This is a genomic window from Halobellus ordinarius, assembly GCF_031823395.1.
Lineage (GTDB): Archaea > Halobacteriota > Halobacteria > Halobacteriales > Haloferacaceae > Haloquadratum > Haloquadratum ordinarius.
The window spans coordinates 241,540-263,882 of sequence record NZ_JAVQKJ010000007.1; the positions used below are offsets into that span (position 1 = coordinate 241,540).

The following is a 22,343-nucleotide window of genomic DNA, read 5'->3' on the forward strand; positions in this document are numbered from 1 at the left end:
CGGTTCAGATCGGCAGGTTGCCGTGTTTCTTGTCCGGGAGCGACGAGCGCTTCGAGCGGAGCATCTCCAGGTCGTCGATCAGGCGCGCCCGCGTCTCCGTCGGTTCGATCACGGCGTCGATGAAGCCGCGGTCGGCGGCCGTGTAGGGGTTCGCGAACTCCTCGCGGTACTCCTCGATGAGTTCGTCGCGGCGCTCCTCGGGGTCCTCAGCCGCTGCCAGCTCCTCGTCGTAGAGAATGTTGACTGCGCCCTGCGGCCCCATCACCGCGATCTCGGCGGTCGGCCACGCGTAGTTGACGTCGGCACCGAGGTGTTTCGAGGCCATCACATCGTAGGCGCCGCCGTAGGCCTTCCGCGTGATCACCGTCAGCAGGGGGACGGTCGCCTCCGAGTAGGCGTAGAGCAGTTTCGCACCGTGGCGGATGATGCCCCCGTGTTCCTGGTCGGTTCCCGGAAGGAAGCCGGGGACGTCGACGAAGGTGACGATAGGGATGTTAAACGAGTCGCAGATGCGGACGAACCGCGCGGCCTTTTCGGAGGCCTCGATGTCGAGCGTGCCGGCGTTGACGCGGGGCTGGTTGGCGACGATGCCGACGGAGTGGCCGTCGAGGCGCGCGAAGCCGACGAGTGCGTTCTTCGCAAAGCCCTCGTGGACCTCGAAAAAGGAGTCGGAGTCCAGGACGCCCGCGAAGACGTCGTGCATATCGTAGGGTTTTCTGGGCTCGTCGGGCACGACCGTGTTCAGCGATTCGTCCTCGCGGTCGGGGTCGTCCCACGGTTCGACCCGCGGGGGGTCCTCGACGTTGTTCGGGGGGAGATACGACAGCAGCCGCCGGATGTCGTCGAGCGCCTCCTCCTCGCTGTCGCAGGCGAACTGCGCGACGCCCGAGGTGGATGCGTGCGTGACCGCACCGCCGAGTTCCTCGAAGCTCACCTCCTCGCCGGTGACGGTCTTGATCACGTCCGGCCCGGTGATGAACATGTGGCTGGTGTCCTTCACCATAAACGTGAAGTCGGTGAGCGCCGGCGAGTAGACCGCGCCGCCGGCACAGGGGCCCATAATCGCCGAAATCTGCGGGACGACGCCCGAGGCCTCCGTGTTGCGGCGGAAGATCTCGCCGAAGCCGCCGAGCGACTGGACGCCCTCCTGGATGCGTGCGCCCGCGGAGTCGTTGAGCCCGACGACGGGCGCGCCGACCTCGACGGCTTTGTCCATCACCTTCGTGATCTTCTCGGAGAACACCTCGCCGAGCGAACCCCCGAAAACGGTGAAGTCGTGGGCGAAGACGAACGTCTTCCGCCCGTCGACCTCGCCGTAGCCGGTGACGACGCCGTCGCCCGGGAGCTGTTTTTCCTCCATCCCGAAGTTGTGGTTCCGGTGGGTCCGGAGCTGGTCGAACTCGTTGAACGTCCCGTCGTCGAGGAAGTAGTCGATGCGCTCGCGGGCGGTCATCTTGCCCTTGTCGTGTTGGGCGTCGATACGGCCTTCGCCGCCGCCCTTCAGCGCGCGCTCGCGCTTCTCGCGCAGCTCCTCGATCCGGTCCTCCATCGTCACGTCGGACCACCTCCGATCATCGTCACGTACGTACCGACGGGAGGCAAAAGGGTTTCCGCAATCCGTACAGCTCGGTTCGTCGATCGTCGATAGTTGTGGGCTGTCTCCGCAGGATCTAATATGAAAAATAGTGATGTTTATATCGCTCGACGTTGTGTTACTCACTAGCACAATGGCGAGCACGCACCGATCACCCTTCGAACGACTCCGCACGCAGTACAACGACGTCGACCTCGTCTGTCCGAAATGCGGCTACGACGACAAAGACGGGGAGTGGCAGGCGGCGACGGCCGGCCGGACGGTCCAGTACCGTCACGTCTGTCCGAGTTGCGGTGCGATCCGGCGGCGGACGCTCTCGTTGGATTCGTAAGTGTTCGGTCGCACCCGCCTTCCCGTAGCGGATCGACCGGCGAGAGTTCGAGACGGTTCGATCATACCGATTACTCCAACGCGTAGCGCTCGGTCTGCAATTCGGAGACGCCAGCCTCTTCCTGCATCCGGGTCACGAAATCCGTCGAGTCGTCGGTCACGACCGGTTCGTCGAGTTCGATCGCTGTTGCAGCAATTATCGCGTCGGCCATTCCGACACCAACGCCGTTTCCGTCGGATAGCTGCGTCTGGCCTTCAATCTCGCCGGCCCGTTTTGCTATGGGGGCGGTGAGATCCACCTGCGGAAGACCGGCTAGTAGCTGCTCGAATTTCTGGCGGTTCTGTTCCGTCTCGGTACCTTTCCCAACTGCAATCCAAAGCTCCGTGATCACGATACGTGGAACCCGCCGGGGACGCCCCGCCCGTTCGATCTCTCGTGCCTTCTCGATCGCTGCCGGTCGGTTGCTGTCGAGATCGATGAGGAAGTTGGTATCGAGTACGACCATCAGGACCGCTTCTCCGCGCGTTCCTCGGTCGCCTCCGAATCCGCACGAGCAGTCCGCTCCAGCGCCGCTTTCTGTGCCTGGGCGCGCTCCCCGTCGTACGCTTCGTCCTCGTCGGCGATATCAAGCAGAGAGACGTCGCGGATCAATCGCTCGACGGCCTCGGAGAACGTCTCGTCGTCCCGTTTGTGCGCCTTCACGCGCTCGTAGACGTCTTCTTCGAGTCGCACGCTCTTCGTTCCCATATGTATACGACTGTAGACGAGTTACTTTATCATATCGCTGTAGCCACTGTGAGAGCTTCTGCGTCGTTTCCGGCCGCGACAGACGGTGTCCCGATCGCTCAATAGGTACAACAGTCCGGATCACACCACCGACCGCTCCGTCCGAAGACCGAGAAATGCAGCGGCGCCGACGAGGACGGCGACGAGGACCGTCGGCCAGAGCCCCAGCCGAGCGTCGACGCCGAAGGTCGTCAGAAGCGTGAACACGAGGAAGATCGGAAGCGCGACGCCGACGGTGAGGAGCCACGGCGTCGCGAGCGCGGCCGCCCGCCCGGCCCCTTCGCGGAACTCCGCGACTGCCTCCCGACCCATCACCCAGCCGACGAACAGCAGCGCCGCCGCGAGGCCGGCCGTGAGCAGCGTGTCGACGAGCGGGCCCGCGACGAACCCGAACACCCCGACCCCGGCGATCGTGGGGTCGAGCGCGCAGACGCTGCCCGTGACGACCACGGTGCTCGTGACCAGCCCCACGGCGCGCCGCCGGCCGACCCCGTACTCGTCGACGAGGAACGAGACCGGGATTTCGAGCATACTGATCGACGAGGACAGCGCCGCGAGCACGACGACGCCGAAGAACACTGTCGCGACGAGCGCGCCCGCCGGGAGTTGTGAGAAGGCCCCCGCCAGTCCGACGAAGAGCGCGCCCGGCCCCGGTTCGGTCTGTGCGGGATCGACGCCCAGCGAAAACAGCAGGGGGAAGACGACGAGTCCGGCGAGCACGCCCACGAGCGTGTTGAGGACGGCGATGACGGTCCCGTCGAACGGCAGCGAGCGATCCTCGTCGATGTAGGAGGCGTAGGTGATCATCGTCCCCGCCCCGAGCGAGAGGGTGAAAAGCGCCTGTCCGGCCGCCGGCGCGAGGACGTCGAAGAGGTTCGCCCTGATCGTCGTCGGATCGAACCGGAGGTAGAAGGCGTAGGCATCGGCTGCACCGGGCCGGGTCCCGGCCCAGACCGCGAGGCCGACGAGCAGCGCGAGCACCGCGGGCATCATCACTTTCGTCCCGAGTTCGATCCCGCGGCGGACGCCCCCGACGACGACCAAGGCGGTCAGGCCGAGAAAGAGCAGATGGAAGCCGAGGGCGTCGAGTCCGGCCGCAGCGCCCCCGAAGTACTGTCCGGGCGCGGCGAAGTACGCGGGGCTGCCGCCGACGATGCCGACCGCGCTCTCGGCGAAGTACCGGAGGATCCAGCCGCCGACGACGCTGTAGAAGGACAGCAGCGCGACCGCGGTGCCGACGTAGAAGACACCCCACGCGCCCCACGACCGCGAGCCCGAGAGGTTGCGAAGCGCGCCGACGGGACTTTGCTTTCCGCGCCGGCCGATCACGAACTCCCCGAGGAGTCCCGGGACGCCGACGAGCAACACGACGGCCAGATAGACGAGCAGGAACGCGCTCCCGCCGTTGTCGGCGGTGACCCACGGAAAGCGCCAGATGTTCCCGAGACCGACCGCAGAGCCCACAGCGGCGAGAATGAAGCCCACCCGCGTCGCCCACGTCTCACGTGTCATTATCACCTCTCTCGAATTCGGGAGTAAGTCGCTTTCGGAGTGCCCCGTCCGTGCAACGACGACGATCCGGAAATCCGGCCGTCCGCGAACACATCACCACCTTCTCGTAGCCGGGTCTCGTCACCACCGGTAATGACGACACAGCCCTCCAGTTCGTCGTCTGAATCACCGGACTCATCACCCCCGTCGACGGTCTCTCTCGACGGCGACCGACAACTTGCGTACGCGACGTACGGCGATCCCGACGGAACGCCGGTCGTGTTTCTGCACGGCACGCCGGGATCGCGACGCCTCGGCGCAGTGTTGGATTCGGCGGCAGCAGCACACGGGGTCCGACTGCTCGCACCAGACCGCCCTGGCTACGGTGACTCCGACGCGTGGCCGGACCGTACGATGAGCGACGCAGGGCAGTTCGTCTCTGCCGTCCTCGATGACATCGGGGCCGAAACTGCCGGCCTGACCGCGTTCTCCGGCGGGGGCCCCCACGCGCTCGCCACGGCGGCGACACACCCCGACCGCGTGACGCGCGTCGACGTTGTCGGCGGCGCGACGCCCCCGGAGGCCACCGATCAGTACCCCGCAGTGCAGCGGTTACTCGTCGGCCTCGCTTCGACGACACCGACGCTGCTCGGCGGACTGCTCCGCGGGCAGTCGATGCTCGCAGAACGGCTTGCACCCTCTTTCGTCATCGCCCAGTACACGGGTGAGGATGGCGCCGAGGGGATTCCCGACGCGGTCGCAGCGGTCGTGAAAGACGACTTCCTGACGGCATTCGCTCACACTGCCGCCGGCGCGGTGACCGAACTGTCGCTGACGGCGGCCGAGTGGGGAATCGACCTTGCGAACGTCGACGCCGACACCTGTCTTTGGCACGGGGATTCGGACACGAATGTCCCGCTCGCGGACGCCCGACGGCTCTGTGCGCGGCTCCCGAACGCCGAGATCCGAGTGCTGTCGGACGCCGACCACCTCCGGTCGCTGCTCCGATCCGCCGACGACGTCCTGGCGCGACACGGCTGACGGGGCGGCGACAACGGGGCTGCGGTTTGAATACCACGAACTGTCCGGGGAGAGGCTTATTTACCAGTATTATAATGATCAAATATGACTGATACGGAGCACGTCGTGATCGCCGGAAGCGGACGTGTCGGTCACCGAGTCGCACAGCACTTCGCCGACCGAGAGCGGGACGTCACCGTCATCGACCCCGATCCGGATTGGGGGATCGAGGGGGAACGGATCGAAGTCCTGCAGGGCGACGCCACGAAACCTCCCGTGCTCGAATCGGCCATCACCGAGCGGACTGGGGTCGTGGGCGCGCTCACGGACAAGCAGGACACGAATCTGGTCGTTTGTATGGCGGCAAAGCGGTACGCCACCGGACTCCGGACCGTCGCCCGCATCGAAGAGCGAGCCGGCGACGAGTACGAGGCGTACGTCGACGAGGTCTACTTTCCCGAGCGCGCCAGCGTCCGCGCGGCGGTCAACGCCCTCTCCGGGAGCGACGTCCGGACCATCGAGGAGGTGACCGGCGACCTCGAAATCCTCGACATCCGGGTCGGCTACGACGCTCCCGCCGCGGGCGAAGTCGTTTCGGACGCCCTCCCCGAGGGGTCGGTCGTCATCGCCGAGACCGACGGCCACGTCGCTGTCCAGCACTCGACGAAACTGATCGAGGGGCGTCGGTACATCATCGCCGCCGACCGCGACGTCGTCGGCGAAGTCATCAGGCAGTGTCGCGGCGAGTCGGCGGAGATCTGAGACCCTCCGGGCAGTCCGAAGACGCCGCCTTCTGGGCCGCTACAGTGACGGGGAGATCCCAGCTCGCTACAGCGGCGGAATTATCGCGGGACTCTCGGCGAAGAAGAGCGTCTGCACGCCGAGCCACAGCGTCAGGAGGACGGCGAGGATCACGACCGTTCGCACCAGCCACAGCCAGGTCGCACCGACGCCCGCACCCATCGACGACCCCGAGAGGAGTTCCTCGACCGCCGGCCGGCCGTACACCCAGCCGATGAAGACCAGGACGCCGAGCACCGAAAGCGGGAGCAACAACTGATACGCCAGGGTGTCGAACCAGGTCAGCCACGCGGTGTCCAGCGCGGAGGGGATCCCGAGGAGGAAGATGAGTCCGCCGAGCGCGGTGGCGACCTGCGGCCGGCGCGCGCCGTAGTTGTCGACGGCGTAGGAGACGACGACCTCCAGGAGGCTGATCGCCGAGGACAGCGCCGCGATCAGGACCACGATGAAGAAGACGGCGCCGACGAGGCGACCGGCCGGCAACTCCGCGAACGCGGTCGCGAGGCTGACGAACAGCGCCCCCGCGCCGCCGCTGCCGGGTTCGACGCCCTGCACGAAGAGCAGCGGGATGACGACAAGGCCCGCGAGAATCCCCACGGCGCTGTTGAACACGACGACGGTGATGCTGTCGCCGAAGAGGCTCTGATCCTCGCCGACGTAGGAGGCGTACGTGATCATCGCGCCCATCCCGAGCGACAGCGAAAAGAACGCCTGACTCACCGCGAAGGGGATTACGTCGGTGAGCGGCCCACTAAACGATGGGAGCGGATCGAAGGAGACGCTCAGGCTGAGCGTCGAGAGGTCCGGCGAGAGGAAGTAGCTGTAGCCCGGGGCGGCGCCCGGCAGCGTGAACACCCAGACCGCGAGGACCGCCAGGATGACGACGATGCTCGGCACCATCAGCTTCGTCGCCTTCTCGATGCCGTCCTCGACGCCGCCCGCGACGATGACGACGACGAGGATCATAAACAGCGCGTGGAGCGCGAGCGCGTCGAGGCCCGCCGAGACGCTTCCGAAGTACGCCCCCGGATCGGCGAAGTACGCCCCGGTAACGCTGCCGCCGATGTAGCGGAGCACCCACCCGCCGACGACGCTGTAGTACGACAGGATCCAGAAGCCGGTCCCGACGCCGAGGACGCCGACCCACTTCCACTTTCTGTGCCCGAGTTTCCCGAACGCGCCGATGGCGTTCAGGTTGCTCCGCCGCCCGACGACGAACTCCGCGAGCATCGCCGGGAGCCCGATACCGACCGCGGCGATCAGATAGACGACGAGGAACGTCGCGCCGCCGTACTCGGAGGTCTTGAACGGGAACTGCCAGATGTTCCCGAGACCGACCGCCGAGCCCACCGCGGCGAGGATGAATCCGACCCGCGTCGCCCACGTCTCTCGTTGACTCATTGACTCGGGCTACTCGATACGCGGGTGATAAGCGGCGCGATTGGCGGACGAATTACGGATGATCATTGTAAATAGATCCGGGCGAGAGGGGCTCGTCCGCCAGCGCCGTTTCCTGGCCCGGGTCGGAGAGCCGACCCGTTTGCTCCGGTCGCTACGGTTCCAGAACGAGTTTCCCGACGAAGCTGTCCTCCAGCACCGCGCGCTGGGCCTCACCGGCATCCTCGAAGTCGTACGTCCGGTGGACGACCGGCGAGAGTTCCCCGCGGGCACCGAGATCAGCGAGCGGCGCGAGGATCGCGCTGAGGTCGTCGGCGTTGAAAAGCGACATAAACTGGAACGTGACCTCCTTGCCCTTCGTGGCCCCGATGTTGTCGAAGCCGCCCTCCGCGGTGTCGTTGCCGATGCCGACGACCGTCGCGCCGGTGTTGACGACGTCGGTGTTGAACTGGAGGTACTGGTCCATATGCAGGTCGACGACGGCGTCCGGGGCGCCGGCGTCGACGACGGCGTCCGCGAGGTCCGAGCGGCTGTAATCGAAGACCTCGTCGGCGCCGAGGGCTTCGAGGTCGTCGGCGTGCTCGGGCGAGGCCGTCGCGTGAACGCGAGCGCCCATCGTCTCCGCGAGCTGGATGGCCATATGTCCGACCCCGCCGCTGCCGCCGTGGACGAGCACCGTCTCGGCGGGATCGACCGCGGCGTGGTGGACGAGCGCCTGCCAGGCCGTCGCGCCGACGGTGCCGAGTGCAGCGCCCTCGATAAAGTCTATCTCGGCGGGGAGATGTGCGAGGTGGTCTGCGGGTGCAACGGCCTGTTCGGCGTACGATCCCGGCATCCCCTTGCCGAGTCCGGTGCCGTACACCCGGTCGCCGACGGCGAAACCGTCGACCCCCTGACCGACGTTCGCGACGGTGCCGGCGAGGTCCCCGCCGCCGATGAACGGCAGATGCGGCACGGGATATGCCCCTTCGCGGAAGTACGTATCGACCGGATTCACTCCGGCGGCTTCGACGTCGACGACGACCTGACCGTACTCGGGTTCGGGTTCGTCGACTTCGTCGACTGTCAGTACCTCGGGGCCGCCGTGTTCGTGGAATCTGACTGCGCGCATCGGACGGCTGTTCGGGACAGAAGGGTATAAAAGACGGCGGATGCGGCACGGAACGTGAAAGACCGCCTGCACCGGAACGACACGCCGCCGTCGCTCTTGAAGTGACAGTCCAATACTCACTATTATATGCGAGAATTCCTAATTGTAGTATGTGACATATGTTGTCAGCTAACGATCTCAAAGCGATGTACAGCGACATGGTGACCGCGCGCCACTACGAGGAACGCCTCCAGGAGGAGTATCTGGAGGGCAAACAGCCGGCGTTCGACATCTCCGCGGGGCCGATCCCGGGCGAGCTCCACCTCGCGGCGGGTCACGAGGCCGCGGGCGCTGGCGTCTGTCAGCACCTCCGTGACGACGACACGGTCACCGCGCCGCACCGCCCGCATCACGTCGCGATCGCGAAGGGCGTCGACCTGAAACGAATGACGGCCGAAATATTCGGCCGCGAGACCGGACTCGGAAAGGGCAAAGGCGGGCATATGCACCTCTTCGATCCGGACGTCAACTTCGCGTGTAGCGGCATCATCGCCGAGGGCTGTCCCCCGGCCGCGGGGGCTGGACTCGCCGCAAAGAAGCGCAACACAGACAGCATCGCCGTCGCGTACCTGGGCGAGGGCGCCATCGACCAGGGGGCGTTCCTGGAGTCGCTCAACTTCGCCGCCGTCCACGACCTCCCGGTCGTGTTCGTCATCGAGGACAACGACTGGGCGATCAGTATGCCCAAAGAGCGCGTGACCGACCTCGAGGACGGGTCGAAACGGGCCGATGGCTTCGATATGCCCGGTCGCCGGGTCGACAGCGACGACGCCGTCGCCGTCTACGAGGCCGCACGGGAGGCCGTCGGCCGCGCCCGCGACCGGAACGGCCCGTCGGTCCTCGAGATCCAGGTCCACCGGCGGATGGGTCACTTTATGGGCGATCCGGAGAGCTACCGCCCCGAGGAGGATCAGGCGGCAGCGACCCAGCGCGACTCGATCGAGCGGCTCGCCGAGGACCTCCGCGCCGCCGGCGTCGACGACGCGGAGCTCGATGCCCTCCGGGAGGAGGCCGAGGCCCGCGTCGAAGCGGCCATCGAGTGGGCCAAAGAACAGCCCGAGCCCGACCCGGCGGCCGCCCACGAGGATATGTGGGTCAATCCGCCGAGCGGCGTGACAGATAGCGAGCCCGACTTCGACCTCGCGGGGGGTGATGACTGATGTCCGAGACGATCGACCGCGAACTGACGATGAGCCGCGCGATGGTCGAGGCCGTCGCCGACGAGATGCGCAAGAACGACGAGGTGTTCTATATGGGCGAGGACGTCGCCGACTACGGCGGCATCTTCGACTCCACGCAGGGCCTTCTCGACGAGTTCGGCTACGACCGGATTATGGACGTGCCGATCAGCGAGACGGCCTACCTCGGGGCGGCCGTGGGCGCCGCCCAGGAGGGGATGCGACCCATCGCCGAACTGATGTTCGTCGACTTCTTCGGCGTCGCGATGGACCAGATCTACAATCAGATGGCCAAGAACACGTATATGAGCGGCGGGAACGTCTCCGTGCCGATGGTGCTCACCGCCGCCGTCGGGGGCACGTACAACGACGCCGCCCAACACTCCCAGACCCTCTACGGCACGTTCGCCCATATGCCGGGGATGAAGGTCGTCGTCCCCTCGACCGCCTACGAGGCAAAGGGGCTGATGCACAACGCCATCCGCGACGACGACCCCGTCGTCTATCTGTTCCACAAGCGGCTGATGGGGATCGGCTGGCTGCCCGCGCCGGACGGGCCGAAGACGCCCGTCCCGGAGACGGACTACACGATCCCGTTCGGGAGTGCCGACGTCAAACGGGCGGGCGAAGACGTGACCGTCGTCACGCTCGGCCTGCACGTCCACCGGGCGCTCGAGGCCGCCGAATCCCTCGCCGCCGACGGGATCGACGCTGAGGTAGTTGACCTCCGGTCGCTGGTCCCGCTGGACACCGAGACGATCGTCGAGTCGGTCGAGAAGACCGGGAACCTCGTCGTCGTCGACGAGGACTACCGCTCGTACGGCGTGACCGGCGAGATCGTCGCCAGCGTCGCCGACGAGGCGCTCGGCGCGCTCGACGCCGTCGAACGGGTCGCGCTCCCGGACGTCCCCATCCCGTACTCGCGCCCGCTGGAGAACGAGGTCGTCGCCGACGCCAGCGATATCGAAGCGGCCGTGCGACGGACACAGTGACGATGTCGGACGACGATCGCGTCGCGGTGACGCTCGCGGCGTGGCCGGACGACGCAGACAGCGACGAGGGTGTCGTCGTGAACTGGTTCGTCCGCGAGGGGGGCGCGGTCGACGAGGCGGCCAGCCTCTGTGAGGTGCAGATCGAGAAGGTCAGCGTCGACGTGCTCGCGCCCGTCGCCGGGACGCTCGACGAGATCGTCGCCGGCGAGGACGACGAGTTCGCCCGCGGCGACACCCTCGCGTGGATGGTCCAGGATGACGAGTGACGAGCCAGCCGAGCGGACGGTTGCGAGCGAGCGGTCGCTGAGCCCGATGCGGCGGACGATCGCCTCCCGGTTGCAGGAGAGCTACCAGGAGGCGGTTCACGTCACTGTGAGCCGGGAGATCTCGGCCGAATCGATGCTGGCGGCGGCGGATACCGAACTCGACGTGGACGGTGAGTCCGTCGACCCGTCCGTCGTCGACGTGCTCCTGTGTGCGCTCTCGGAGACGCTGGCCGAACACCCGGCGTTCAACGCGACTTTCGAGGACGGCACACACCGAATCTACGAGGAGCACAACGTCGGCGTCGCGGTCGACATCGACGACGGCCTCGTGACGCCCGTGCTCGAAGACGTGGGCTCGAAGTCGTTCGCGGAGATTTCGCAGGAGCGCCGCCAGTTGACGGCGCGCGTGCAGGCGGGGGAGTATTCGATGAGTACCTTCCAGGGCGGGACGTTCACCGTCTCGAACCTCGGGCCGCTCGGCGTGGACTCCTTTACACCTGTTATCAACCCGCCGGAGGTTGCAATCTTAGGCGTGAACCGGATCAGCGAGACGGTCGTGCCCGAGGAGAACAGCGAGAACGGCATCGGCACCGAAAAGCGGCTCACGCTCGATCTGAGCTTCGATCACCGCGTCGTCGACGGTGCCGATGCGGCCCGATTCCTCGGGACGCTGACGGAGCGGCTGACCGACGCGGAGCGGTACGTCGAGTGAGGTCGAGACGGACGGATTCGGCCGTCTGAGCGGATGAGTCAGGTGTCTCCGGCCCCCGGGAGATTCCGCGTGCCGGAAACCGATATCGACGGGCTTTATGCAGGCGCACACCCCTCATTCGGACGATGCGCTTACACGAGTATCAGGCGAAGGGTGTCTTCGCCGACGCCGGAATTCCGGTGCCCGATTCGGACCTCGCGACCACCGTCGAGGAGGTCGTCGAGGCGGTCGAGGACATCGGCTTCCCGGCGGCGATCAAGGCACAGGTACACGTCGGCGGCCGCGGCAAGGCCGGCGGGATCAAGATCGCAACGAACGAGGAGGAGGCCCGCCAGTACGCCGAGGAGATCCTCGGGATGGACCTGAAGGGCTACACCGTCGACAAGGTCCTCGTCGAGGCCGGCGTCGACTTCGAGAACGAACTGTACGTCGGGATCACGATGGACCGCGGCGAGGGGATGCCAGTCGCGATGGTCTCGACTGAGGGCGGCGTCGACATCGAGTCCGTCGCCGAGGAGACCCCCGAGGCGATCGCACGCGAGCATATCGACCCCGCGTTCGGCCTGCACTCCTACCAGGCGCGGAAGATCGTCTACGACGCTGGAATCGCCGGCGACATCGCGGGCGACGTCGCGTCGATCCTCTCGACGCTCTACGATCTCTACGAGTCGAAGGACGCCTCCGAGATCGAGATCAACCCCGTGATGGTCACCGCGGATCGAGAAGTCGTCGCGGCCGACGCCGTGATGAACATCGACGAGGACGCGCTGTTCCGCCAGCCGGACCTCGCGGAGATGGAAGACGAGGCCGCCGGCGACGAGCTCGAGGCGAAGGCCAACGAGTACGGCTTCGACTACGTCCGCCTCTCGGGCAACGTCGGCATCATCGGCAACGGCGCCGGCCTCGTGATGACGACGCTGGACCTCGTCGATCACTACGGCGGCGCGCCCGCGAACTTCCTCGACATCGGCGGCGGCGCGAAGGCCGAACGCGTTACGAACGCCCTGGATATGGTCTTCTCCGACGAGAACGTCGACGCCGTCGTCTTCAACATCTTCGGCGGGATCACCCGCGGCGACGAGGTCGCGAAAGGGATCAACGAGGCGCTCGAACAGTTCGACGAGATCCCCAAGCAGGTCGTCGTCCGACTCGCCGGCACGAACGCCGAGGAGGGAATGGAGATCCTGAACACGGATCTCGTCGACGTCGAGGCGACACTCGAAGACGCGGTCCAGAGAGCGGTCGAAAACGCACAGGAGGCACGCCAATGAGCATCTTCGTCGACGACGACACGCGCGTCGTGGTACAGGGCATCACCGGTGGGGAAGGCAAGTTCCACACCGAACAGATGATCGAGTACGGCACCAACGTCGTTGCCGGTGCGGTCCCCGGCAAAGGCGGCCAGGAGGTCGCGGGCGTGCCGGTCTACGACACCGTCGACAGCGCCGTCGAGGCCGAGGACGCCGACGCCTCCGTCATCTTCGTCCCGCCGGCGTTCGCCGGCGACGCCATCTTCGAGGCGCTCGACACCGATCTCGACCTCGCTGTCGCCATCACCGAAGGCATCCCGACGCAGGATATGGCGAAGGTGAAAAAGCGGCTCTCGGAGGTCGACACGCGCCTCATCGGGCCGAACTGCCCCGGAATCATCACGCCCGGCGAGGCGAAACTGGGCATCCTCCCCGGCAACATCTTCGAGTCCGGCGACGTCGGCCTCGTGTCCCGCTCGGGGACGCTCACGTATCAGGTCGTCTCGAACCTGACCGAGCGCGGGATCGGCCAGACCACCGCGATCGGCATCGGCGGCGACCCGATCATCGGGACCTCGTTCGTCGACGCCCTGGAGGCGTTCGAGGCCGACGGGGAGACGAAGGCGGTCGTGATGTGCGGCGAGATCGGCGGCGAGGACGAAGAGCAGGCCGCGAAGTACATCGCCGAGAATATGGACACGCCCGTCGCTGGCTTCATCGCCGGCCGCACCGCGCCGCCGGGCAAGCGGATGGGCCACGCGGGCGCTATCGTCTCCGGGTCGGGGACGGGCACCGCCGAATCGAAGATCGACGCGCTCAACGACGCCGGCGTCCCCGTCGGCGACACGCCCGACGAGGTCGCCGAGTACGTCGAAGACTTCCTCTAACGGGACGCCGAAACGACCGATCTACTCCTCGTTTTCTAGCGGTACTCTCGCAGATCCGAGGTTTTCCTCGCCAGTGGCATCTCGATGTATCACCTCTATCAGTAGCGGAGTGAACTGAGTGGAAACGTTTACCGCAGTTCGGGCCGAACCTTCAGTATGGCCACGGCGGTAAAGGTCGACGAGGCCGCGAAGTCCCGGCTCGAAGAGCTCCAGGCCGAAATTCGTCTCCGAACGGGCGAGAAGGTCACCCAACAGGAGCTCCTGACGCGCCTGATAGACGATGCCTACGAATCGCGCGAAGCGGTCATCGACTCCTTTCGTGCGTCTACCGTCCCGCTCTCGGCAGCAGAGAAAGAAGCGATGCGGGAGGGACGGATCAGTTCGGGCGTCGAAACCGACGAAGCAGACGTCGACGAGATCCTGTACGGATGACCGTCCTCGTCGACACGGGCGTCCTGTACGCCGATCACGATACGGACGCGACGAGACACGAGTCGGCCGCAGCGGCGCTCGAAGCAGTTTACGACGGAGAGATGGGTCATCCGTATATCAGCGACTACGTGTTCGACGAGGCGATCACGCTCGCCCGTAGACGGACTGGATCGTTCGCTTCGGCCAAGCAACTGAGCGACCGACTTCGCGGAGCCGGAGCGTTCCCGGCTGTCTTCGAGATGATTCGCGTCTCTGCGGCCGTCTTCGACGATGCGGTGACGATATTCGAACGATACGACGATCAGCGATTGAGCTTCACGGACGCGACGACCATTGCGCTTGCAGAGCGACACGGTATCGACCGAGTGCTGAGTTTCGACGACGACTTCGACGGCATCGTCCGCCGAACTGATCCGTCGGGGATATGATACAGACTGTGCTCGTTTCGGTGAGTGCCGTCACCGGGACGGGCGCTCGTCGGTAACAGTGAAACAGCCAGTATCAGAACTCGGCGTGCCTGATCCATTCGATACAGGCGAGCACGAACCAGGCCATCCACGTCGCGAAAAGCAGGAGTAACGCGGTGTAGTACGCAACCCTCGTTCCAATCGCCGCCGCGAGGGCGAGAACTGCCACCGCAAAGAGGAGCGCACCGATGTTGCGGCGCCAGTCGCCGAGCGCCGCCGAGAGCGCGGCCGTGCCCGGTCCGTCCGCCATACGGGGGTATCCGGCTGCGGCACTCTTCGTTCTGTCGCCGATGCGGGTGGTGTTTTATTACTGCACCTGTCGATTCAGTCGTATGCGCGTCAGCGACATCTGCTCGTCGTCTGTCGTCACTGTAGACGTTGGTGACTCGCTTGCGACGGCCGTCGAGCGGATGCTCGACGAAGACGTCGGGAGCGCGGTCGTCGCCGACGGGGGAGAGCCGGCCGGTATCGTGACGAAGAGCGACGTCCTCCGCGCGGCGTATCGGACTGACGAGCCGCTGTCGTCGATTCCGGTGCGGGCGGCCGCGAGCGCGCCGCTCGTCACGGTCGGACCCTCGACGACGGCGCGCCGGGCCGCCGAGATGCTCGACGACCACGACATCCACCGGCTCGTGGTCGTCGACGGCCTCGACGTCGTCGGGATCGTCTCGACGACGGACCTGGTTCGCAACTACGGGGGAATCAGAAGCGACGCGCGCAAGCGGGCCGACGCGGAGTACGACTGGCTCACGCGCGAAGACGTGCAGTGATACTGATTACTCTCGCCTCTTCCCGCCGAGCGCCGCCACCGGGGGTGGCGCTCGGCGGTAAACAGTGAGAGTAATCATTATGAGTGTTCAGGGCGGGTTCTCCGCATCGTTGAGTCGGCGATGCGTTCCCTCCTCGTAGGCGGCACGCCAGCGATCCAGCACCGCTTGGGCAACGATCGGAAGCTCAGTCACTTCGATGCACGACGGCTCGACTGGGTGAGTGGGTGCATCCGGTGGTGTATGAAAGTGCCGCGTCGGCGCGTCGGGTTTCGGGTGGCAGTCGAAGCGGAAGTCGCGACTGTCGTTGTCGGTATAGTGGAACGCGTAGTGTCCGGTGACGCTCCACCGGACGTCGAACCGCGCCGCCGTCGCGTCGTTGATCCCGTCGGCGAATTCGATCGACAGCGTCTGTGGATTCAGCGGGTCGTCCAATTCCGCCTCGACGACGAACGGTTCCCGTTCGACGAAGAGATCGCGGATCTCGCGCAACGCCCCGGCGTCGATCGGGCCGAATCCCTCCGGCCGTTCGTCGCCCGTCTCGTCGGGCTCGGTCATACGACGGCCGAGGAGTCGGGTTCCCCGTCGTCGCCATCGACGTCCGAGCGATGGTTGACGTCCGAGACGTCGTCGATAGCGAGGGCGGCCTCGGCAAGCGCGAGGTTGCGACGCGTGGTCTGCCACTCTCTGAGCACTGCCCCGTGTTCCGTGTCTGCGTCGCCAACGTCGAGTTCCCGGGCGAACGCCTCGGGCGACTCGACGCCGTGCTCCTCCCGCCAGGATCTGAGTTCGGCCTTCATATCTGCGATCCCGGACGCGATCTCTTCGGTCGTCCGCTCGGCGAGTAGTTGCTGGGCGTGTTCGGTGACGATTGCGGTCTTCGACCGCCGGTACAGCGTCGTCCGGCCATCCTCTTCGGTCACGACTTCCCCGACATCAGCGAGCGTTCGGAGATGTTTGCGGGCGGTCGTCGGCGAAACACGGGCACGGTCGCTGATTTCTTTTGCCGACTGGGGATCGTACGTCCGCCGGACGACGCTGTGTACGCGCTCGAACGGCGTCGTCTCGGCGACCCACTCGTCGACGGCTCGGTCGTTTACGTCGTCGGGGGCAGTCGAGTGATCGGTCATTACGTCGAGGTACGGAATAAGAATATAATAATCTGTGGATGACTATACTGGTCTACTGGCTGCAGCCGAACGAACAGGTGCGCGCCTCCAGCGACGCGGGAGGTCCCTTCGGAACCGTCATTTGCGTCGGAAACGAAGGCCAGAACAGTGACGATGGAGTCATCACCCCAGTCGCGACCCCGTTCCTCGCCGACCCGACGCGCGTTCCTCGGCAGCCTCGCGGCCGGCGGCCTGCTCAGTACCGCTGGTTGTCTGGGGACGCTCGGCTTCCAGCGGGAATCCGCCTGGCGCGACCCGCCGCTCGCCGAGGATCGCCCCGATGCGGTCTACGTGCCCGCGGTGACCGAAGGGATGGGGATGTACGGGCGGACCACAGTCGACCGGTACGGCGTCGCGCTCACGTACTCCTACCCGCACCGATTCTGGACGCTCTCGGGCACGGAGACCTCGAAGACGGTCGTCGAGGCCGACGACGACGTCCACCTGATGGCCTCGCTGTGGGACACGGAGACGGGGCAGGTGCTCCCGCTGGATTCCGGCGTGACGATCGAGATCCGCGACGACTCCGGGCTGGTCTCCCAGGAGGTCGCCTATCCGATGCTCTCACAGCAGATGGGGATGCATTACGGCGCGAACTACGCGCTCGACGGCGAGGGCGACTACGAGGCGCGCGTTCAGATCGGCGGCGTTTCGCTCCGTCGGACAGGTGGCTTCACCGACGCATTCGAGTCGGCAGCGACGGCGAGGATCTCCTTTGCTTTCGATACCGAAGAACTACACGACGTCTCGCTGTCGGAACCGGAGAAAGCGGGCGAGCGCGGCGCGATAGCACCGATGGAGATGGACGGCGTGCCGGTCGGCCGGGCGCCTGCCGTCGAGTCGCTTCCGGGACGACACCTGGGAAGCGCACGAAGCGGAGATGCCATCTTCGAGACGTTCGCGGTCGATCCCGGGAGTGTAGACGGGCGATTCGGCTCGGAGCCGTATCTCTCCGTGTCGGCCCGGACGCCGCACAATCGGTTCGTGGTCCCGATGATGGGGCTCGAAGCGACGCTCCGTCGTGAAGGCGAGATTGTTGCCGAGTCCCGCCTACAGCGCACGCTCGACCCCGAAATCGGGTATCACTACGGCGCCGCTGTCGACGAGGTCCGCGACGGCGACGAACTGACGATCGCGACGACGGTGCCGCCGCAGGTCGCCCGTCACGACGGTTACGAGACGGCGTTTCTGGAGATGGACGACGTGTCGATTCGGGTGTCGTAATTCATAATGATTACTCTCATTTTTCACCGCCGAGCGCTACCCCCGTTGGCAGCGCTCGGCGGTAAGAGACGAGAGTAATCAGTATCAGTACGTGACGACTTCGAGGCCGTCGATGTCCTGAAAATCTCCGTCGTTCGAGACGACCGGTTCGTCGAGGAGCAGTCCGTGAGCGGCGACGATCGAGTCCGCGCCGTCGAGATCGGTCAGCGTATCTGACTTCAGGTGCGTCCCGTTCAACTCGCCGGCTCGCTGAGAAACATCGGGTGTCAGCGCTACTGTCGAGTGGTTTGCCAGCAGTCGCTCGTACAACCCGCGTAACTGTCTGGCCGTCTCCGCTGAGGCGGCGTTTCCGATACCAGTGTACGCCTCCCAGACAACCGCCGTCGGAACGCGAGTCGGGACCCGTCGGTCGTCGATTTCCGCCGCTTTCGCACGAGCGCCGTCGCTTCCGTCGACGAGCGCACCGAGAAACTGCGTGTCGAGAATCATTCCTGGGACGGTGGCGTCGCTCCGACCGCCCCGTCGGTCGCTTCCTCGACGCTGAAGTCGAGGTCGAGTTCGGCGGCTTCGTCGGCGAAGTCCATAAGCGAGTAGCTACCCACGAGCCGTTCGAGCGCCTCGCCGAGCGTTTCGCCCGGCTGCTTTTCGGATTTCACCCGCGCGTACAGGTCCTCGCTCACTCGGATCTGTCTCGTACCCATACGAGCGCGTTGACAGCGTTGACAAATGAAACTGACGCCGGCTGAGATACCCTCGAAGTCCTCACCGTGACCGAGACGGTAGTTCTCACTCATCTACGTGTTCCTGTCGACCGGACGAAAAAGGGGGACGTGATCCGGTTAGCTCGCGCGCGCTGAGTCGGCTGTGATAGCCGGGTCGCGCAGGCTCGACTGCGTGTCGTCGGTCGAACCGTCGGTCGTCGAGTCTTCGCCGGAGTCACCGCCCGAGCCGGATCCGAGCTGGAGCTGCTGTGCGTTCCGGTCGAGTTCGACCTCGACAGTTCCGTCCTGATCACCGTTGACCTGCCCCTCCGACACCGAGAGGTTCGACTGGAAGGTGACGATGTATCCGCTCTCGTTGAGCGAGCCGGGCGTCGAGACCGTGTACGGACCGGTCGCGCGCACGCTGACGTTCGTGTAGCCGTTCTCGGGTCCGTACTCGTCGTAGTCGGCCGTCGAGTACGGCAGCGTCATCTCGAACTCGCCGTCGGCGTTCGTCTCCGCCTGCTGCGTGTAGCTGAACGTCGAGTTCGTGTTCGGAACGCGGAGTTCGGTCTGCGCGGTGACAGTCGAGTTCGGGGGCGCGCCGCTGCCCTCGACCGTCGCGCCGGGGACCCGCTCGAAGGTTTTCACCCACGCGGGGTTGCTCGGCACGGCCACCTGCGGGTTGTACCCGGCGATCTGTGCGCTGCGGCCGGTCTCCCGGAGGATGGAGTTCCCGGCGGAGGTCTCGCTGACCTGTGCGAGGCGGTAATGTTCCAGCGCCTCGACGCGTTCTGCTGGGTAGGATCCGATGCCGCCGATCTGGGCGCTTCCGTCCTCCTCGACGTATTCCTCAGCAGCGCTCATATTGTCGAACGTCCGGACGAACGAGGTCTCGCCCTGTGGGTTCGAGGGGACGGTCACCGAGTCGCCGCTGCCGGTCTGGACCTGTCTGTCCTCCCAGTCGACGACGACCGGCGAGGGCGCACGAGCGCTCCCGTGGTAGTAGTAGAGCCGCGTCATCGTGCTGTTGTAGAAGCGCTGCGTGCGGACCTGGGTCGCCCCAACGAACTCCCCCTGGTTCTCGTCGTCGAAGCGGTACAGCGTCCGGACGAAGTCATCGCGAGAGACGTTCTCCTGGGCGTCGTAGAAGACCGTCGGTGCGCCGAACTTCGAGCCTGGCGTCGCCATCTGCCAATCGACCATCACGTAGCGGGTGTTATCGCCCTCGGTGCTCTGTGAGGCGAGGACTTCCTCGGATTGGGTCTCGTTGGGGGCGAGCAGGAAGTTCGCGGCGCCGGTCGCGCCCTGCTGGAACGGGTTCGCGTTCGGAATTCGTTCGCCCCGGACGGTGATCCAGTGGCCGTAGTCCCACCACGACATCACGCCGTAGGATCCATCGGGGTACTCGAAGTCATCGGTGTACTCGTAGGTGCCGTAGTACTCCATCTGCTCGGCGTTGCCTGCGCCGCCGAGGTTACCTTCCTCGGGGGTGTTGCTCTGCATCCACTCTAGGGAATCGTCCCAGACAGTGACCGCGCCGGGACCGTTGTTCTGCGCGGACTCCCACGCGGGCGACGTCTGGGTGTTGCCGACAGTGATCGGGATTGCTAGGGCGGGGCCCAAGACGAGCAGGACGGTGGCGACGATGGCCAACACTTGGTAGCCGTCGATATCGTCGACCGCTTCGCGTGCGGAGACGTTGAGGTTGAGCCATTGGAGAATCTGGCCGAAGAGGTAGGCGTTGAAGATTGCGACGACGACCGCTAGGTAGTAATTGAACCGCACCTGCGTGAACGCCATCGAGGTGATGAACACCGCCCAGACGACGAGGAAGAGTTTGTCCGCGTCGTATTCGGCGAGGTAGGTCGCGCCGACGATGAGCGCGGAGACGATGAGGAGGCCGGCGACCTGCTCGTCGACGCCGGTGACGCTCTCGATGCCGTTGAGGAGCGGCGGGACCAGGAACAGAAGAGTAATGATTGCGAGTGCGCCCGCGATGTAGCCATACGCCCGGGTAGTTCCTTTTCGGACGAGAGGTCTTGCGTGGAGCCAGACGGCCGCTGCGAGCCCAGTGAAGAAGGTCAGACCGTATTCGATGGAGATCCGGCCGGCGGCCTCGACGCCGTAGCGCTGGAGGCTGGAGGGGGCGATGAAAGGTTGGGCTTCGCCGATAGTTCGGGTGGCGGCTCCCGCTGAGAAGCCCACGATGCGGAGAAGGTTGTTGATGACGAGATCGAGGAGACTGATCGGGAGGACGGCGAGGGTGCCGACACCGACTATGATGATACCGGCGACTGTGACAGGATACAGAGTCCCATCGAGATCAGCATCTTCCCACACACGAGCGAGCCAGGAGAGGCCGATCGCTGCAATGGCGACCGCGAGGGCAGCCAGCGGCTGGAGGAAGGACAGAATCGTAGTCGAGAATCCGGACTGATCGAATGCGAGGATCGACATAAGGGCGACGACGAGCATACTCGTTGCGACAACGAATGCCGTCGGTTCCGGAGTTTGGTTGTTGACGACGTCGTTCGTGATCTTCACGACCGTGAAAACGCCGATGATGCCGACGAGGATGACGGCCGGCGGCCACGTCCAGATGTAGAGTCCGGTTAAGAAGCCGGCGAGGAGGCTCCACTTGAGCGGTGATTCGAGCGTGTCGATCTCGCGTTTTTCGATCAGTTCCTCGTGGACGACCTCCCAGACGGGCATCGTGCGTTCGGCCGTCTGGAGGGCGATAACGAAGCCGGCGACGGCGAGGACCATCGCGAGCGGCTCGACGGCGTTGTGGTCGGCGGCGCCGACGAGGGTTCGACTGAGGAACGTGCCCGGCAGGAGCATCAGAACGACGACCCCGAACAGTCCCGCGAGCCGGCCGGCAAGTCGCTTACCGATGAAATAAACCGGAACGACGGCGAGTGCGCCCGCGATCGCTGGGGTGACTAACAGTGTCTTCGCGACGAGCTCCGGGCTGGGTGAGCCGAGTCCGATGATCAGCGCAACGGTCGCGATGATTTGATCGTACAGCGTCCCGAACTGGCCGACAAACGTCCCATAAGGATAGTTCGTCCACGGATCGAACGGCATCGTGGAGGGCCAGTTCTGGACTGTGTACATCGTCGATCGGAGGTGATACCACCCGTCGTTGCCGGAGAAGAATACTTCGCCGTCGCGGATAAAATCGCTATACGACTGGAGTCGGATAGCCGCCATCGCGACTATTATGAGGAGGAGGGCGGGGATATGGTACCAGTCCTCTGCGATGTCAAGGATGGACTGGCTCCTTTCACCATCTGTTTCGCTACGTGAACCCATTATGAAGAGATTGTTTCGGAAAGCGTGAATAAGCCTTTTGTTAAGCGGACGGTATCGCTCAGAAAGATAGCGTCGGAAACGAGATGTCTCTCTGAGAGTTCCGAGAAGAATAACCCGATCTAAATTATTATTCTGGTCGGGGGCAGTCGCACGTGTAGCAGGCAGCACGTATGGGAATCGATTACCTCAAACATACCAATTTTTGCCGTAGTGTTTGCAAGTCTTCACGCGTCTGATCGCACGCAGCCGTGGGATCGAATGAGCAAGCAGTTACAACGTTACGATAATACTGGCTCGGGTGTCGCCTCTCAACCGATAAATCCTAATTCCGGGAAGCCGATAATTCCAGTAAAGAGGGAGGGCACTTCTTGTATGGAGAGCAAAAATACGCCCGCATCACTTTTAGATA

The 22,343-nt window shown here is 65.1% G+C and carries 25 protein-coding genes; 13 read left to right on the plus strand and 12 right to left on the minus strand.

Annotation, left to right across the window (positions count from 1 at the left end):
• Positions 1 to 4 precede the first annotated feature (4 nt).
• A complete protein-coding gene (locus tag RJT48_RS12185) occupies positions 5 to 1,549 on the minus strand; it encodes an acyl-CoA carboxylase subunit beta (protein WP_311172646.1) in 1,545 nt (514 codons plus the stop codon).
• A 178-nt stretch (positions 1,550 to 1,727) separates the two neighbouring features.
• Between RJT48_RS12185 and RJT48_RS12190 the strand changes: the two genes are divergently transcribed.
• Positions 1,728 to 1,925 (plus strand): HVO_0649 family zinc finger protein, encoded by a 198-nt coding sequence (locus RJT48_RS12190; protein ID WP_311172560.1) that lies wholly within the window; start codon positions 1,728 to 1,730, stop codon positions 1,923 to 1,925.
• A 70-nt stretch (positions 1,926 to 1,995) separates the two neighbouring features.
• Here RJT48_RS12190 and RJT48_RS12195 read toward each other — a convergent pair whose 3' ends face one another.
• From RJT48_RS12195 to RJT48_RS12205, 3 genes are all read right to left on the minus strand, one after another.
• Complete coding sequence (locus RJT48_RS12195) at positions 1,996 to 2,430, minus strand: PIN domain-containing protein (protein WP_311172561.1); 435 nt, start codon at positions 2,428 to 2,430, stop codon at positions 1,996 to 1,998.
• On the minus strand, positions 2,430 to 2,672 hold the full coding sequence (locus tag RJT48_RS12200) for a DUF7557 family protein (RefSeq protein WP_311172562.1): 243 nt from the start codon (positions 2,670 to 2,672) through the stop codon (positions 2,430 to 2,432). The genes RJT48_RS12195 and RJT48_RS12200 overlap by 1 nt, the downstream gene beginning before the upstream one ends.
• A gap of 120 nt (positions 2,673 to 2,792) precedes the next feature.
• Entirely contained in the window at positions 2,793 to 4,223 is a 1,431-nt protein-coding gene (locus tag RJT48_RS12205) for a sodium-dependent transporter (RefSeq protein WP_311172563.1), read from the minus strand.
• A gap of 132 nt (positions 4,224 to 4,355) precedes the next feature.
• Here RJT48_RS12205 and RJT48_RS12210 point away from each other — a divergent pair, with 132 nt between their 5' ends.
• Complete coding sequence (locus tag RJT48_RS12210) at positions 4,356 to 5,243, plus strand: alpha/beta fold hydrolase (RefSeq protein WP_311172564.1); 888 nt, start codon at positions 4,356 to 4,358, stop codon at positions 5,241 to 5,243.
• 84 nt (positions 5,244 to 5,327) lie between these two features.
• Entirely contained in the window at positions 5,328 to 5,984 is a 657-nt protein-coding gene (locus RJT48_RS12215) for a potassium channel family protein (RefSeq protein WP_311172565.1), read from the plus strand.
• A gap of 66 nt (positions 5,985 to 6,050) precedes the next feature.
• Here RJT48_RS12215 and RJT48_RS12220 read toward each other — a convergent pair whose 3' ends face one another.
• A complete protein-coding gene (locus RJT48_RS12220) occupies positions 6,051 to 7,424 on the minus strand; it encodes a sodium-dependent transporter (protein WP_311172566.1) in 1,374 nt (457 codons plus the stop codon).
• A 151-nt stretch (positions 7,425 to 7,575) separates the two neighbouring features.
• Positions 7,576 to 8,532 (minus strand): NADPH:quinone reductase, encoded by a 957-nt coding sequence (locus RJT48_RS12225; RefSeq protein WP_311172567.1) that lies wholly within the window; start codon positions 8,530 to 8,532, stop codon positions 7,576 to 7,578.
• A 185-nt stretch (positions 8,533 to 8,717) separates the two neighbouring features.
• On the opposite strand from RJT48_RS12225, the gene RJT48_RS12230 reads away from it, so the two are divergent.
• From RJT48_RS12230 to RJT48_RS12265, 8 genes are all read left to right on the plus strand, one after another.
• On the plus strand, positions 8,718 to 9,731 hold the full coding sequence (locus RJT48_RS12230; RefSeq protein WP_311172647.1) for a thiamine pyrophosphate-dependent dehydrogenase E1 component subunit alpha: 1,014 nt from the start codon (positions 8,718 to 8,720) through the stop codon (positions 9,729 to 9,731).
• Positions 9,731 to 10,741, plus strand: coding sequence for an alpha-ketoacid dehydrogenase subunit beta (locus RJT48_RS12235; RefSeq protein WP_311172568.1), 1,011 nt, complete (start codon positions 9,731 to 9,733; stop codon positions 10,739 to 10,741). The genes RJT48_RS12230 and RJT48_RS12235 overlap by 1 nt, the downstream gene beginning before the upstream one ends.
• A gap of 2 nt (positions 10,742 to 10,743) precedes the next feature.
• Positions 10,744 to 11,007, plus strand: a complete 264-nt coding sequence (locus tag RJT48_RS12240) for a lipoyl domain-containing protein (RefSeq protein WP_311172569.1) — start codon at positions 10,744 to 10,746, stop codon at positions 11,005 to 11,007.
• Entirely contained in the window at positions 10,997 to 11,719 is a 723-nt protein-coding gene (locus RJT48_RS12245) for a 2-oxo acid dehydrogenase subunit E2 (protein WP_311172570.1), read from the plus strand. Before RJT48_RS12240 ends, RJT48_RS12245 begins: the two co-directional genes overlap by 11 nt.
• A gap of 125 nt (positions 11,720 to 11,844) precedes the next feature.
• Entirely contained in the window at positions 11,845 to 12,990 is a 1,146-nt protein-coding gene (gene sucC / locus RJT48_RS12250; RefSeq protein ID WP_311172571.1) for an ADP-forming succinate--CoA ligase subunit beta, read from the plus strand.
• Positions 12,987 to 13,856 carry a succinate--CoA ligase subunit alpha gene (gene sucD, locus RJT48_RS12255; RefSeq protein ID WP_311172572.1) on the plus strand — a complete coding sequence of 290 codons (870 nt, stop codon included), beginning with the start codon at positions 12,987 to 12,989 and terminating at the stop codon, positions 13,854 to 13,856. Before sucC ends, sucD begins: the two co-directional genes overlap by 4 nt.
• Before the next feature lie 156 nt (positions 13,857 to 14,012).
• Positions 14,013 to 14,288 carry a hypothetical protein gene (locus RJT48_RS12260; RefSeq protein WP_311172573.1) on the plus strand — a complete coding sequence of 92 codons (276 nt, stop codon included), beginning with the start codon at positions 14,013 to 14,015 and terminating at the stop codon, positions 14,286 to 14,288.
• On the plus strand, positions 14,285 to 14,716 hold the full coding sequence (locus RJT48_RS12265) for a type II toxin-antitoxin system VapC family toxin (RefSeq protein ID WP_311172574.1): 432 nt from the start codon (positions 14,285 to 14,287) through the stop codon (positions 14,714 to 14,716). Before RJT48_RS12260 ends, RJT48_RS12265 begins: the two co-directional genes overlap by 4 nt.
• Positions 14,717 to 14,789: 73 nt before the next feature.
• On the opposite strand, the gene RJT48_RS12270 is transcribed toward RJT48_RS12265, so the two are convergent.
• Positions 14,790 to 15,005 (minus strand): hypothetical protein, encoded by a 216-nt coding sequence (locus tag RJT48_RS12270; protein WP_311172575.1) that lies wholly within the window; start codon positions 15,003 to 15,005, stop codon positions 14,790 to 14,792.
• A gap of 82 nt (positions 15,006 to 15,087) precedes the next feature.
• On the opposite strand from RJT48_RS12270, the gene RJT48_RS12275 reads away from it, so the two are divergent.
• Entirely contained in the window at positions 15,088 to 15,525 is a 438-nt protein-coding gene (locus tag RJT48_RS12275; protein WP_311172576.1) for a CBS domain-containing protein, read from the plus strand.
• An 87-nt stretch (positions 15,526 to 15,612) separates the two neighbouring features.
• Here RJT48_RS12275 and RJT48_RS12280 read toward each other — a convergent pair whose 3' ends face one another.
• Positions 15,613 to 16,080 carry a toxin-antitoxin system TumE family protein gene (locus tag RJT48_RS12280; RefSeq protein ID WP_311172577.1) on the minus strand — a complete coding sequence of 156 codons (468 nt, stop codon included), beginning with the start codon at positions 16,078 to 16,080 and terminating at the stop codon, positions 15,613 to 15,615.
• A complete protein-coding gene (locus tag RJT48_RS12285; protein WP_311172578.1) occupies positions 16,077 to 16,652 on the minus strand; it encodes a helix-turn-helix domain-containing protein in 576 nt (191 codons plus the stop codon). Before RJT48_RS12285 ends, RJT48_RS12280 begins: the two co-directional genes overlap by 4 nt.
• A gap of 153 nt (positions 16,653 to 16,805) precedes the next feature.
• Between RJT48_RS12285 and RJT48_RS12290 the strand changes: the two genes are divergently transcribed.
• Positions 16,806 to 17,915 carry a DUF7350 domain-containing protein gene (locus tag RJT48_RS12290; protein ID WP_311172580.1) on the plus strand — a complete coding sequence of 370 codons (1,110 nt, stop codon included), beginning with the start codon at positions 16,806 to 16,808 and terminating at the stop codon, positions 17,913 to 17,915.
• Between the two features lie 84 nt (positions 17,916 to 17,999).
• Here RJT48_RS12290 and RJT48_RS12295 read toward each other — a convergent pair whose 3' ends face one another.
• The 3 genes from RJT48_RS12295 to RJT48_RS12305 form a co-directional block, all read right to left on the minus strand.
• On the minus strand, positions 18,000 to 18,404 hold the full coding sequence (locus RJT48_RS12295) for a PIN domain-containing protein (RefSeq protein WP_311172581.1): 405 nt from the start codon (positions 18,402 to 18,404) through the stop codon (positions 18,000 to 18,002).
• Positions 18,401 to 18,616, minus strand: coding sequence for a hypothetical protein (locus tag RJT48_RS12300; protein WP_311172582.1), 216 nt, complete (start codon positions 18,614 to 18,616; stop codon positions 18,401 to 18,403). Before RJT48_RS12300 ends, RJT48_RS12295 begins: the two co-directional genes overlap by 4 nt.
• 138 nt (positions 18,617 to 18,754) lie before the next feature.
• A complete protein-coding gene (locus RJT48_RS12305) occupies positions 18,755 to 21,934 on the minus strand; it encodes an oligosaccharyl transferase, archaeosortase A system-associated (RefSeq protein WP_311172583.1) in 3,180 nt (1,059 codons plus the stop codon).
• Positions 21,935 to 22,343 lie beyond the last annotated feature (409 nt).